Here is a 13,282-nt window from a genome sequence, read left to right as displayed (position 1 = left end):
TCCATAGTGACTTCGTGGGCCAATTCTGGGCCGGCCAATCCGGGTTCGCGCGACCTCCATCTCGATCTGCGCGACGTCATCACCCCCGGCGCCCGCGGGGCGCGGGAACTTCTGCTAACTGCCCTGCGCGACGCCGTACGGTCCGGGCGCCTCGCCGTGGGCACCATGCTCCCGCCGTCGCGCACGCTGGCCGCGGACCTCGGCCTGGCCCGCAACACCGTCGCCGACAGCTACGCCGAACTGGTCGCCGAGGGCTGGCTGGCGTCGAAGCAGGGCGCGGGCACCTGGGTGGTCAACACCGGCACCGATCCGCTGCCGGCCCGCCCCCGCGGCACCCCGGGAACGCCGGCGCACAACCTGATGCCGGGTTCACCCGACGTCTCGCAGTTTCCGCGTGCCGACTGGCTGGCCGCCACCCGCCGGATGCTGGCGGACACGCCCAACGACGCCCTGCGGATGGGTGATCCGCGCGGGCGCATCGAATTGCGCACCGCCCTGGCCGAATACCTCGGCAGGGTGCGCGGGGTGCGCACCACACCCGACGAGATCGTCATCTGCGCGGGCACTCGGCACGCGGTCGAAATTCTCGCCCGCGCCCTCGGCGGCCCGTTCGCCGTCGAAGCCTACGGGCTCTTCCTGTTCCGCGATGCCCTTGCCGCGCAAGGCGTTTCCACAACTCCCATCGACCTCGACGACCAGGGCGCCGTCATCGACAGCGTGTCCGACGGCAGCCGGGCCGCGCTGCTGACACCGGCCCACCATTTCCCGCACGGCGTGCCGCTGCACCCGGTCCGGCGCACCGCGGCAGTGGACTGGGCCCACCGCACCGGGGGCTACCTCATCGAGGACGACTACGACGGCGAATTCCGGTACGACAGGCAGCCGGTCGGCGCCGTGCAGGGACTGGACCCCGACCGGGTGGTCTATTGCGGCTCGGCCAGCAAGAGCCTGTCCCCGGTGCTGCGGCTGGGCTGGATGGTGGTGCCCGGCGATCTGCTCGACCCGGTACTGGCCGCGATGGGCGGTGAGCAGTTCTACGTCGGCGGGCTCACCGCGCTCACCATGGCCGACTTCATCACCCATGGGAGCTACGACAAGCACATCCGGCGGATGCGGTTGGCCTACCGGCGCCGACGGGACCGCCTGGTGGCCGCCCTGGAACCGTTGGGGGTCGGTGTCAGCGGGCTTTCGGCGGGCCTGCATCTGTTGCTCACACTGCCCGACGGCACCGAGGCCGAGGTGGTGCGCCGGGCCGGGGAGGCCGGGATCGCCTTGTCCGGGCTGGCCCTGCTGCGCCATCCGGACGCCGGGCCGGGTACCCCCGCGCGAGACGGCGTGGTGGTCAGCTTCGGCACGCCCGCCGAGCACGCCTTCGCGGCAGCGGTGGATGCACTGTGCGGTGTGCTGGCCGGGATCAGTCGCTGAGCGAGCGGAGCTCGGCGGACATGTTGGATCGTGCGCTGTCCTCCCACATCCGTCTGCCCCGCTCGGTGCGGTACAACGACGGCGCCGCCAGCAGGGCGCCGATGATGCGCACCCGGCCGGCCCGGAACTCCGCGTCGGGGACGTGGCCGTACTCGGCGCGCACCTTGGCGGTGTTGCGCCGATAGTCCTGCGGAGGCAGGGCCAGCACGGCAAGGTCGGCGTCGGAGAGCACCTGCCCGTTGCGATCCTGCGGGGCCGGGTCGTGCTCGACGGTCAACCGCACCAGCCGGGCCACCTCCGCCACGAACGCCGGCGGCGCCCCCAGCGCGGTGAGATCGGCCTGGGCCAGCAGCGCGCTGTTCTCCTCGTCGTCGGGTTGCCCGGCGTAGACGGCGTCGTGATACCAGGCGGCCACCATCACCGCGTCGACGTCGACATCTGCGGCATCGGATCCCCTGGTCAGGTCCTCGACGGCGCCGAGCACCCCGCGCAGATGCGAAAGGTCGTGGTAGCGGCGGTGCGGCTCGGCCCACCGGGCGAGCAGCGCCGCACCCGTGGCCTCGATGGCAGAAGACGCGCTATGGCGCGTAAGCAACGCACACCACTGCGCGAGCAGATCCGTCACGCGCACATTGTCGCAGCCTTGCACCCGGGTGCGCCGCGGTTAAGCTTCCCGGCGATGACCGAGTCAGCAGCACTGAGCCTGAAGACCCAAGCGTGGCGATTCCTGGTCACCGGAGGGCTGTCGGCCTGTGTCGACTTCGGCCTGTACGTGCTGTTCCTCAAGCTGGGGCTGCAGGTCAACGTCGCCAAGACGCTGAGCTTCATCGCGGGTACCACCACGGCCTACCTGATCAACCGCCGGTGGACGTTCCAGGCCCCGCCGAGCACCGCCCGTTTCCTCGCGGTGATCGCGCTGTATGCGCTGACCTACGCGGTCCAGGTAGGCATCAACTACGTGTTCTATCTGAAGTTCGCCGGGCAATCCTGGCAGGTACCGGTGGCCTTCGTGATCGCCCAGGGCACCGCCACCGTCATCAACTTCGTGGTGCAGCGCGCGGTGATATTCCGGTTGAGGTAAATCCGCCCCGATAACCGGACCGGTATCGTCTGGCACTGATATGTCTACCGACCTTCCCCTCACGCCCCGATCCCTGACCGGGTTCGGCCGGACCGCGCCCACCGTCGCGCACGTCCTGTCCACGCCCGACGTCGAGGTGATCGCGGCGGCGGTCCGGCAGGTGGCCGATGCCGGCGCCACCAGTCCGTCCCATCTGCGCCGCGGCATCGTGGCGCGCGGACTGGGCCGCTCGTACGGCGACCAGGCGGGCAACGGCGGCGGCATCGTCGTCGACATGACCCGGCTGAACCGCATCCATTCGCTGTCGGCCGAAACCGCGGTCGCCGACGTGGACGCCGGGGTCAGCCTGGACCAGTTGATGAAGGCCGCCCTGCCGTTCGGCCTGTGGGTTCCGGTGCTGCCCGGCACCCGGCAGGTGACGGTCGGCGGTGCCATCGGCTCGGACATCCACGGCAAGAACCATCACAGCGCGGGCAGCTTCGGCAATCACGTGCTGTCGCTGGATCTGCTGATGGCCGACGGCGAGGTGCACACACTGACCCCCGACGGCCCCGAGCAGGAGCTGTTCTGGGCCACCATCGGCGGAAACGGGTTGACCGGCATCGTCATCCGCGCCCGCATCGCGATGACCCGGACCGAGACCGCCTACTTCATCGCCGACGGTATCGCCACCGCCGACCTCGATGAGACCGTTGCCGTGCACCAGGACGGCAGTGAGGACAACTACACCTACTCCAGTGCGTGGTTCGACCTGATCAACCCGCCGCCGAAACTGGGCCGCGCCGCGGTGAGCCGGGGCAGTCTGGCCAAGCTGGATCAACTGCCACCGAAGCTGGCCAAGGACCCGCTGCAGTTCAGCGCGCCCAAGCTGCCGGCGGTGCCCAACCTCTTCCCGGTCAGCGTGATGAACAAGCTGTCGCTGGGCCTGGTCGGCGAGGCGTTCTACCGGGTCAGTGGCAACTACCAGGGCAAGATCGTCAACCTGACGCAGTTCTACCACATGCTCGACATCACCACCGGATGGCAATATGCCTACGGCCCAGCCGGTTTCGCGCAGCATCAGTTCCTGGTGCCGCCCAATGCCCTTGACGATTTCAAGGACATCATCCGGTGGATCCAGACCCAGGGCCACTATTCGGCGCTCAATGTGTTCAAGCTGTTCGGCCCGGGCAACCGGGCACCGCTCAGCTTCCCGATGGCCGGCTGGAACGTGGCCATGGACTTCCCGAACAACCCGCGCGTCAACCAGTTCCTCAACGAACTCGACGACCGCGTCATGGAGTTCGGCGGCCGGGTGTACACCGCCAAGGACTCCCGGGTCAGCGCGGAGAAGTTCCACCGGATGTACCCGCGCATCGATGAATGGATCGCCGTGCGGCGCAAGGCCGATCCGAACGGTGTCTTCGCCTCAGATATGGCCCGCCGTCTCGAACTGCTGTAGAAAGGCACACCGCGTAAACATGATCGACGCCACCGGCAACCCACAGACCATCCTCCTGCTGGGCGGGACATCCGAGATCGCACTGGCCATCGCCGAGCGCTATCTGCGCAACGCGAAGGCCCGGGTCATCCTGGCCGACCTGCCCGATGCACCCAAGCGCGACGCCGCCATCGCCCAACTGGAAGCCGCCGGCGCCAAGTCGGTGCAGTACCTGGAGTTCGACGCCCTGGACCCCAAGTCCCATCCCGCGGTGATCGAATCCGCTTGGGCCGATGGCGATGTCGATGTCGCGGTGGTGGCGTTCGGGGTGCTCGGCGACGCCGAGGAACTGTGGCAGAACCAGGCCAAGGCGGTGGCCGTCGCCCAGATCAACTACGTGGCGGCAGTGTCGGTGGGTGTGCTGGTCGGGGAGAAGCTGAAGGCCCAGGGCTTCGGGCAGATCATCGCGATGTCCTCGGTCGCCGGCGAGCGGGTGCGCCGCTCCAACTTCGTGTACGGCTCCACCAAGGCCGGGCTGGACGGCTTCTACCTGGGACTGGGAGAAGCTTTGCGCGAGTTCGGCGTTCATGTGCTGGTGATCCGGCCCGGGCAGGTGCGCACCACCACCACACTTGAGCACTGGAAGGCCACCGGCGCCAAGGAGGCGCCGTTCACGGTGGACAAGGAGCAGGTCGCCGAGTTGGCGGTGAGCTCTGCGGCCAAGGGCAAGAGCCTGGTGTGGGCGCCAGGGCAGGTGCGGGTGTTGATGTCGGTGCTGCGGCACATCCCGCGCCCCATCTTCCGCAAGCTGCCTATCTGATGCGCACCGTGCTGGCCGACCCGGCACGGGTCGTGAGCCAGATGGTGGTCGCGGTCCTGCTGTCGGCCACGGTCACGGGCGTCGCACTGATCGCGATCGAACGGGTCGAATGGCCTGCGTACAACTCGTCCAACCAGTTGCATGCGCTGACCACCGTCGGCCAGGTGGTCGCGCTGGCCGGGATATTCGGCGCCGGCCTGCTGTGGCGCCGCGGCCGGCGGGTGCTGGCCCGGATCGCGGCAGTGTCGATGATCTCGGCGCTGTCGGTGGTCACCCTGGCGATGCCGCTGGGAGCCACCAAGCTCTACCTGTTCGGCATCTCGGTCGATCAGCAGTTCCGTACCGAGTACCTGACCCGGCTGGCCGACAGCCCGGCCCTGCACGACATGACCTATCAGGGCCTGCCACCGGCGTACCCGCCCGGCTGGTTCTGGATCGGCGGCCGGCTGGCCGCCCTGACCGGCACGCCGGCCTGGGAGATGTACAAGCCGTGGGCGATCGTCTCGATCACCGCCGCGATCGCCGTCGCCTTCGTGCTGTGGAAGGCGATGATCCGGTTCGAGGCCGCACTGGTGGTCACCACCGCCACCGCCGTCGTCACGCTGGCATACACCTCCACCGAGCCGTACGCGGCTGTCATCACGGTGCTGCTGCCACCGATCTTCGTGCTGGCCTGGTCCGGGCTCGGCGGGCGCAGCAGGAACGGTGGCTGGGGCGCGGTCCTGGGCGTCGGGATGTTCCTGGGCGCCGCCGCACTCACCTACACCCTGCTGCTGGCGTACGCGGCCTTCACGGTGACACTGATGGCGCTCCTGATCGCCATCGCCCGGCGCAGTGTCGAACCCCTGCTGCGGCTGGCCGTCATCGGCGGCATCGCCGTCGCGATCATGTTCGTCGGCTGGGCGCCCTACCTTCTCGCGTTGGCGCACGGCACCCCCTCGGACAAAGGGACGGCGTTCCACTACCTGCCCAATGATGCTGCCGTCCTGACCTTTCCGATGTTCCAGACCACCCTGCTGGGTGCGCTGTGCCTGCTCGGCACCGTCTGGCTGGTGATCTACGCCCGCACCTCCACCCGCGCCGGAGCCCTGGCCGTCGCCGTGCTGTCGGTCTACGCATGGTCACTGCTGTCGATGCTGACCACGCTGGTCGGTACCACCCTGTTGTCGTTCCGGCTGCAGCCCACCCTGAGCGTGCTGCTCTCGGCCGCCGGCGCTTTCGGTTTCATCGCGGCGACCCGGGCCGCGACCGCGCGGTTCCAGCATCCCGGCCGGCACGTGGTGGCCGTCGCCGCGACCATCGGTGTCATCGGCGCCATCACGTTCACCCAGGACGTGCCCGACGTCCTGCGCTCCGATATCAACGTCGCCTATACCGACACCGACGGTTACGGGCTGCGGGCCGACCGGCGCCCGCCCGGCGCCGAGCAGTACTACCGGCAGATCGACGCCCGCATCCAGCACGTCACCGGCCGTCCGCCGCGCGACACCGTGGTGATGACCGCCGACTACAGCTTCCTGTCGTACTACCCGTACTACGGGTTCCAGGGCTTGACGTCGCACTACGCCAATCCGCTTGCGCAGTTCAAGCAACGTTCGGCGGCCATCGAGAGCTGGGCCCTGTTTACCAAACCCGACCAGTTGATCGGCGCTCTCGATACCTTGCCCTGGGCGCCGCCCACGGTGTTCTTGATGCGCCGCGGCGGACCCGACACCTACACGCTGCGCCTGGCGGCCGACGTCTACCCGAACCAGCCCAACGTGAAGCGCTACCAGGTGGAGCTCAACTCCGCCATCTTCGACGACCCGCGCTGGGACGTGTCCACCGCGGGTCCGTTCGTGGTGGCGATCCGGTCATGACCAGCCCCGCGCGCACCCCGCTAGCATCTTCACCCGTGACGAACCACCGGACCGCACGGCTGATCGCCATCGTCACGGGATTGCTGGGCACCGTGCTGGCGGTGGCGACCCCCTTTTTGCCCGTCACCCAGACCACCGCACAGCTGAACTGGCCGCAGAACGACACCCTGGCCAGTGTCGACGCACCGCTGATCGGCTACGTCGCCACCGATCTGACCATCTCGATCCCGTGCAGCGCCGCCGAAGGCCTGGCCGGTAGCCGCAACATCCTGCTGTCCACGGTGCCCAAGCAGGCCCCCAAGGCCGTCGACCGCGGGTTGCTCATCGAGCGGGTCGGCAATGATCTGCTGGTCATCGTCCGCAACACCCCGGTGGTCAGCGCCCCGCTGAGCCAGGTGCTCAGCCCTGCCTGCCAGCGGCTCACCTTCACCGCACACGCCGACAAGGTCACCGGTGAGTTCGTCGGATTGGTCAACGGTCCCGACAGTGACGCCCCCGGTAAACCGCTGCGCGGGGAACGCGGCGGGTATGACTTCCGGCCGCAGATCGTCGGCGTCTACACCGACCTGTCCGGCCCCGCCCCGCCCGGGCTGACGTTCTCGGCCACCATCGACTCGCGCTACAGCAGCTCGCCGACCTGGATCAAGATGCTGGCGATGATCCTGGCCGTGGCCATGACGGCGATCTCCTTGATCGCCCTGCACCGCCTCGACGTCGCCGACGGCGTGAAGACGCGGCGAGCCCTGCCCCCGCGCTGGTGGTCGATGGGCCCGCTGGACGGACTGGTCGCCGCGATCCTGGTGTGGTGGCATTTCGTCGGCGCCAACACCGCCGACGACGGCTACATCCTCACCATGGCCCGGGTCTCCGAGCACGCCGGCTACATGGCCAACTACTACCGCTGGTTCGGCACTGCGGAAGCCCCGTTCGGCTGGTACTACGACCTGCTCGCGCTGTGGACCCACGTGTCCACCGCCAGCGTGTGGGTGCGGCTGCCCACCCTGGTGATGGCCCTGGCCTGCTGGTGGGTGATCAGCCGTGAGGTGATCCCGCGCCTGGGCCACGCCGTCAAACACAGCCGGGCCGCGGCCTGGACGGCGGCGGCGATGTTCCTGGCGTTCTGGCTGCCGCTGAACAACGGGTTGCGGCCGGAGCCGATCATCGCGCTGGGCATCCTGCTGACCTGGTGCTCGGTGGAGCGCGGGGTGGCCACCAGCCGGCTGCTGCCGGTGGCGATCGCCATCGTCATCGGTGCCTTGACACTGTTCTCCGGCCCCACCGGAATCGCCGCGGTCGGTGCGTTGCTGGTCGCCGTCGGGCCACTGAGAACCATTGTGGCCGCGCACACTTCCCGCTTCGGACACCTGGCGCTGCTGGCGCCCATCGCGGCCGCCGCCACGGTCACCATCGTGCTGATCTTCCGCGACCAGACGTTGGCCGGGGAGATCGAGGCCAGCACGTTCAAGTCCCTGGTGGGGCCGAGTTTGAGCTGGTTCGACGAGCACATCCGGTATGAGCGGCTGTTCACCACCAGCCCGGACGGGTCGGTGGCCCGCCGCTTTGCCGTGCTGACCCTGGTTCTTGCACTTGCCATTTCGGTGGCGATGACGTTGCGCAAGGGCCGGATTCCCGGTACTGCGCTCGGTCCGGCGCGGCGCATCATCGGGATCACCATCATCTCGTTCCTGGCGCTGATGTTCACCCCCACCAAGTGGACGCACCACTTCGGGGTGTTCGCCGGGCTGGCCGGCTCGCTCGGCGCGCTGGCCGCCGTGGCGGTGACGGCCGCGGCCATGCAGTCCAAACGCAACCGCACCATCGTCACCGCGGCCGTGCTGTTCATGATGGCGTTGTCCTTCGCCACCGTGAACGGCTGGTGGTACGTCTCCAATTTCGGTGTGCCGTGGTCGAATCAGTTCCCGGAATGGCATTTCGGTTTCACCACCATGCTGCTCGGGCTCTCCGTGCTGGCCCTACTGGTGGCGGCGTGGCTGCACTTCTCCGGCCGGGACCGGCCCCGGCCGTGGGCCCGCTTCACCAGCGCCCCGCTGGCGGTGGCCGCGTGGGTGGTGGTGATCTTCGAGGTGCTGTCGCTGACCCTCGGCGCGACCGAGCAGTACCCGGCGTGGTCGGTGGGCCGGTCCAACCTGGACGCCCTGACCGGGAAAACCTGCGGCCTCGCCGATGACGTGATGGTCGAGCAGGATCCCAATATCGGCCTGCTGACGCCCGTCGACAAACCGGTCGCGGACGCGCTGGGCGGGGTGACCGCGCAGAATTTCAGTCCCAGTGGCATTCCCGCGGATGTCTCCGCCGACCCGGTGATGGAACAACCCGGCGGCACCAACTTCGCCGACAGCGACAACGGCCCGAACACCGCGAGCGAGCCCGGCACCGAAGGCGGCACCACCGCCGCGGCCGGGGTGAACGGTTCCCGGGCGCGGCTGCCGTACAACCTGGACCCGGCCCGTACCCCGGTGATGGGTAGCTGGCGTCCCGGCGCCCAGCAGCCGGCCGCGCTGCGCTCGTCCTGGTACCGGCTGCCGCCCCGCGGTGAACGCGGCCCACTGCTGGTGGTCGCCGCGGCGGGCCGGTTCGATCCGGGCGAGGTGGTGGTGCAGTGGGCCACCGACGAGCAGGCCGCCAAGGGCACCGCCGGCGGCGGTCTCGGCTTCGCCGACGTCGGTGCGGCCCCGGCGTGGCGCAACCTGCGGGCACCGATGTCGGCGATACCGCAGGACGCCACCCAGATACGCCTGATTGCCACCGATGATGATCTGGCACCGCAACACTGGATTGCGGTCACCCCGCCACGCATCCCGCAGTTGCGGAGTTTGCAAGAGGTGGTCGGCTCCTCGGACCCCGTGCTGCTGGACTGGTTGGTGGGCCTGGCGTTCCCGTGCCAGCGCCCGTTCGGCCATCAGAACGGCGTCACCGACGTACCCAAGTGGCGCATCCTGCCGGACCGGTTCGGCGCCGAGGCAAACTCGCCCGTGATGGACTACCTCGGCGGTGGTCCGCTGGGGATCACCGAGTTGCTGCTGCGTGCCACGCCGGTGCCGACGTATCTGAAGAACGACTGGTTCCGCGACTGGGGGTCGCTGCAGCAACTCACGCCGTTCTATCCCGGCGCCGCGGCGGCGCGTATCGATCTGGGCACCGCCACCCGCAGCGGATTGTGGAGTCCGGCACCGCTTCGCCCCTCCTGAACCGAGTGCCTGCGCGTATTTCCTTGGCAGAGTTCTGATCCCGCTCTAAGCCGGCGTTAAGGAAAAGGCCGCATTCCGGCGTGCCCGCTATCGTGGACTGCGGGACTGCACTTCTGGTGCGTCGGATCATTTGCTGACAACGACGTCACGCGCACGGAAAAAGACAGACAGGGACTCGGTGGTAATGGACGTCGTCCTAGGTGTGGCGCTGACGGTCGACAGCGTCCGATTGGTTCTGGTCGAGGCGTCCGGCGGTGACGGTGCCCTGATCGATCAGGACACCTTCGATATCGACCACGGTGGTGGAGTCGAAAGCGCCACTGTCACAGAACATGTCGTGAACGCCGTGCTGGGCACCTACGGGGTGGCCGCGGCGGGCGGGCACACCGTGGAACGGATCGCCGTCACCTGGACCGAGGCCGCGGCCGCCGATGCCGAGTTGCTGGTGGAGGCCCTCGGCGAGGTAGGGCTCACGAATGTCGTTGCCGTGACAGGCTGCGACGCCGCCGAGACCTTCGTCGAGCAGATGGCCGCGGCGACCGGCGAGAGCTGCGCGGCCGCCTGCCTGATCGAAGGCACCGCGGCACCCGTGGCATATATCGCGGTCATGCACGCCGGTGCCGGCGGTGTGCGGCGGATGCGCAGCCGGGTGGTGGACGCCGCCGATCACCGGCAACTGGCCCTGTCGGTGCGCGGCGCCTGCGCCGAGTGCACCGCCGAAGCCGACCAGGTCGCGGTGTTCGCCGCGGGCTCGGCCGGAATGCTCACGGGAATGCTCGCCGGAGAGCTCAATTCGACCTTGTCGTCGCAAGTCACCATTCCGCAGCACGCCGCACTGGCCTTCGCGCACGGTGCCGCCCTGACCAATGCGGGCGCCCACCGGCGCCTGCACGTCGTCGGGGCGCGGTCCGCGATCGCCGTCGGTGCCGGCGCGGCACCACCGGCGGTGTTCGTGCCACGCACGGCGAAGTTGATGGCCATTCCCGGGATCACCGACGCCTCCGCACCCGCCCCGGCCGTCGCCGCCGACAGCTCCCGCCAGGTTCGGGTGTTACAGGCCGTGGTCGGCGCCGGAGTGCTGGCTTTCGTTGCGGCCCTTTCGATGTTCATCGGCAGCCAGTTCCGCGACAGTGGTGCCCCAGAGACCGCCGAAGCCAAACCCCGCCCGGCCGACGTGGCGCCGGCAGCCGTCGTGGAGGCCAAACCCGAGGCGGCGCCGCAGCCTCCACCGGCCGCACCCCCGCAATTGCCCCCGCCGCCCGCAGCGCCGGTGATCCCGGCCGCGGTGACCGTCGCCGCGCCGCCCGCAGCGCCGGCAGCGCCCGCGCCGCCCAATCCGCTGCAGCTGCTCGCCGCGGTCGCCGGCCCCCAGCTGGCCGCATTGAACCTGGGCCTGCACGGGGGCAACGCGCCCGGTGCGAATCCGTTGAGCGCGTTGACACCCGGCGCCGTCCCGGCCAACCCGGCGACGGCCGATCCGGCCCTCGACAACGCCGCCTTCCAGGTGGCCCAGGCCGTCGTACCGCCGGCGTTGGACCGCGCCGATCAGCCGGTCGACCTTCCGGCCGTGCCGCCGGTCACCGACAAGCCGATCAATCTTCCGCCGCTGCGCGACATCATCGACGGTGTGCGGCCGGACCGGCAGAACGAGGACGCGCACTTCGGGGTGAACGTGCCCAAGCCGGACACCCCCTATTACCAGCCGCCGGGCGCGCCACCGGTGGACGCGGCAGCACCACCGGTCGATCAGCCGCTGCCAGCGGAAGCTCCCGCTCCTCAGTAGCGGCTCAGTGCCGGCCCGCCAGGATCGCCTCGATGTTGCGCTCGGCCAGCGCGGTGATCGACATGTACGGATTGCAGCCGATATAGCCGGGAATCAGTGCGGCGTCGTTGACATACAGGTTGTCGTAGCCGTTCACCCTGCCGAAGCCGTCGGTGGCCTTGCCCCGCACGCAGCCGCCCAGCGGGTGAACGGTGTTGGAGGCGAAAACTTCTCCGGAGAACAGGTCGTCACGATAGTCGACACCGTTGGCCTGGGTGATCTTGTCGAACACGATCTTGGCCCGCTCGACCAGGTGATCGGTGTGGCTCTGCGGCCAGTCAATCCGGATCGAGTCCGAGGCCTTGTCGAAGGTGATGTCGGAGCGATCGCCCGTCTTGACCATCACGTAGTAACCCAGCGCATTCGTCTCCACCGGCAGCGGTAAGGAGAACATGCTGGCGTACACCGGATTGTCCGGATCGTCACGGCCGTCCAGGTTGATCATGCCCAGCAGGGACTGCTTGGTGCCGACCGGATCGGCGTCCTTGGTGTTGTGCGCGACCATCACATCGCCGTTGTTCCCGTAGCCCCGGCCGACCTCATCGGACAGATCCGGCAGCGCCCCGGTCTCCCTGGCACGCAACAGCAATTGGTTGGTGCCCAGCACGCCGGCCGCCAGATAGAGCTGCTCACAACCGATTTCGTCGCGAGACTGCTCTGCGCCCCATCGGTCGATACGCCGGGTGGACACCACGTACTCACCGGAGGGTTCCCGCCGGATTCCGGTGACCTCGGTCAGCGGCTGCAGCGTCACCTTCCCGGTCTTGACCGCCTCGGCGATGTAGGTCGCGTCGACGCTGCCGTCGCGGCCGTAGTTGTTGCCGAACTGACACTCCCAGTCCAGGGCCGACAGCGGCACCTCGCCGTTGGCCTCGCGCACCATGTAGTCGAACGAGTACGCGCTGCCGTTGTAGTCGACCTGGTATCCGGCGGTGTCGGCGTACTTGCGGCCCGTGCGGGCGTACTGGAAGTACGGGGTCTGCTCGAACCAGTCCATGTTCCGGTAGCTGATGCGCAGCGCGGACTTGGCCCGCTCGATGTAGGTGCCGAGGAATTCCGCCGGATCGATATCGGGGAACGCGGCGCGCACCTGGTCCGGGGTGGGGATGGCCGCGATCGCGGCGTTCACCATCGACCCGCCGCCCACCCCCGTCCCGCGGAACACGTGGTGGGCACCGTGGGTGACCTTCTCGCAGATGCCGGCCTGCTTGGGCTGTGCGGACGGATTCTGTGCGGCGACCGCGTCGATGGACACCCCGCGGAACGACGTCACGATGCTGGGCGGGACATCGGAGAACCAGCCGGCGCGGGTGTCCGCGGGCAGCATCTTGGTGAACCGTTTGCCGTCCGCGTCGGGGGTGTCCCACAACCTGCCCCGCTCCAGCACCAGGGTCTGCACACCGGCCTGTCCCAGCCGCAGCGCACTCACGCCACCGCCGTAGCCGCTGCCGACCACGATGGCACGGTAATGCTGCCGCGGCGGCGCGCGATGTTCCGGTTGTGAAAGGAGGTACGCCCCGGCGCCGGCACCACCGAGGACGATTCCAGTGGCAGCGCCCAGAAATTTACGCCTGGTCAACTTCGATTGCGGTAGTGTCACGCACACCCTCTCAGCAAATACACACCTGGCGGTCGCTCGCCTTTGC

General features: G+C 68.8%; 9 protein-coding genes. 7 read left to right on the top strand and 2 right to left on the bottom strand.

Annotated elements, in window-relative coordinates:
- Positions 1–6: 6 nt before the first annotated feature.
- A complete protein-coding gene (gene pdxR / locus ACXPWS_RS00990) occupies positions 7–1,425 on the top strand; it encodes a MocR-like pyridoxine biosynthesis transcription factor PdxR (protein ID WP_458710653.1) in 1,419 nt (472 codons plus the stop codon).
- On the opposite strand, the gene ACXPWS_RS00985 is transcribed toward pdxR, so the two are convergent.
- Complete coding sequence (locus tag ACXPWS_RS00985; RefSeq protein WP_458710652.1) at positions 1,415–2,050, bottom strand: HD domain-containing protein; 636 nt, start codon at positions 2,048–2,050, stop codon at positions 1,415–1,417. The genes pdxR and ACXPWS_RS00985 overlap by 11 nt on opposite strands.
- A 54-nt stretch (positions 2,051–2,104) precedes the next feature.
- On the opposite strand from ACXPWS_RS00985, the gene ACXPWS_RS00980 reads away from it, so the two are divergent.
- The 6 genes from ACXPWS_RS00980 (at position 2,105) to ACXPWS_RS00955 (ending at position 11,597) form a co-directional block, all read left to right on the top strand.
- On the top strand, positions 2,105–2,506 hold the full coding sequence (locus tag ACXPWS_RS00980; protein ID WP_458710651.1) for a GtrA family protein: 402 nt from the start codon (positions 2,105–2,107) through the stop codon (positions 2,504–2,506).
- Positions 2,507–2,546: 40 nt separating this feature from the next.
- Entirely contained in the window at positions 2,547–3,947 is a 1,401-nt protein-coding gene (locus ACXPWS_RS00975) for an FAD-binding protein (RefSeq protein ID WP_458710650.1), read from the top strand.
- A 19-nt stretch (positions 3,948–3,966) separates the two neighbouring features.
- Positions 3,967–4,746, top strand: coding sequence for a decaprenylphospho-beta-D-erythro-pentofuranosid-2-ulose 2-reductase (locus ACXPWS_RS00970; protein WP_458710649.1), 780 nt, complete (start codon positions 3,967–3,969; stop codon positions 4,744–4,746).
- Entirely contained in the window at positions 4,746–6,605 is a 1,860-nt protein-coding gene (locus ACXPWS_RS00965; protein WP_458710648.1) for a galactan 5-O-arabinofuranosyltransferase, read from the top strand. Before ACXPWS_RS00970 ends, ACXPWS_RS00965 begins: the two co-directional genes overlap by 1 nt.
- Positions 6,602–9,814, top strand: coding sequence for an arabinosyltransferase domain-containing protein (locus ACXPWS_RS00960; RefSeq protein WP_458710647.1), 3,213 nt, complete (start codon positions 6,602–6,604; stop codon positions 9,812–9,814). Before ACXPWS_RS00965 ends, ACXPWS_RS00960 begins: the two co-directional genes overlap by 4 nt.
- Positions 9,815–9,998: 184 nt before the next feature.
- Entirely contained in the window at positions 9,999–11,597 is a 1,599-nt protein-coding gene (locus ACXPWS_RS00955) for a DUF7159 family protein (protein WP_458710646.1), read from the top strand.
- A 4-nt stretch (positions 11,598–11,601) separates the two neighbouring features.
- Here the strand turns inward: ACXPWS_RS00955 and ACXPWS_RS00950 are convergent, their stop codons facing one another.
- Positions 11,602–13,092: a GMC oxidoreductase gene (locus ACXPWS_RS00950; RefSeq protein ID WP_458710645.1), complete on the bottom strand. Its 1,491-nt coding sequence runs from the start codon at positions 13,090–13,092 to the stop codon at positions 11,602–11,604.
- Positions 13,093–13,282: the final 190 nt, after the last annotated feature.

Source organism: Mycobacterium sp. BMJ-28, assembly GCF_054404835.1.
Note: the sequence above shows the minus strand (reverse complement) of the source record. Positions and strands in the feature narration are given on the sequence as shown.

Bases quoted from the DNA above. Each gene is read 5' to 3' on its own strand.
- ACXPWS_RS00975 (WP_458710650.1), top strand. From the start codon at position 2,547: ATGTCTACCGACCTTCCCCTCACGCCCCGATCCCTGACCGGGTTCGGC.
- ACXPWS_RS00980 (WP_458710651.1), top strand. From the start codon at position 2,105: ATGACCGAGTCAGCAGCACTGAGCCTGAAGACCCAAGCGTGGCGATTC.
- ACXPWS_RS00965 (WP_458710648.1), top strand. From the start codon at position 4,746: ATGCGCACCGTGCTGGCCGACCCGGCACGGGTCGTGAGCCAGATGGTG.
- ACXPWS_RS00955 (WP_458710646.1), top strand. From the start codon at position 9,999: ATGGACGTCGTCCTAGGTGTGGCGCTGACGGTCGACAGCGTCCGATTG.
- ACXPWS_RS00960 (WP_458710647.1), top strand. From the start codon at position 6,602: ATGACCAGCCCCGCGCGCACCCCGCTAGCATCTTCACCCGTGACGAAC.
- ACXPWS_RS00970 (WP_458710649.1), top strand. From the start codon at position 3,967: ATGATCGACGCCACCGGCAACCCACAGACCATCCTCCTGCTGGGCGGG.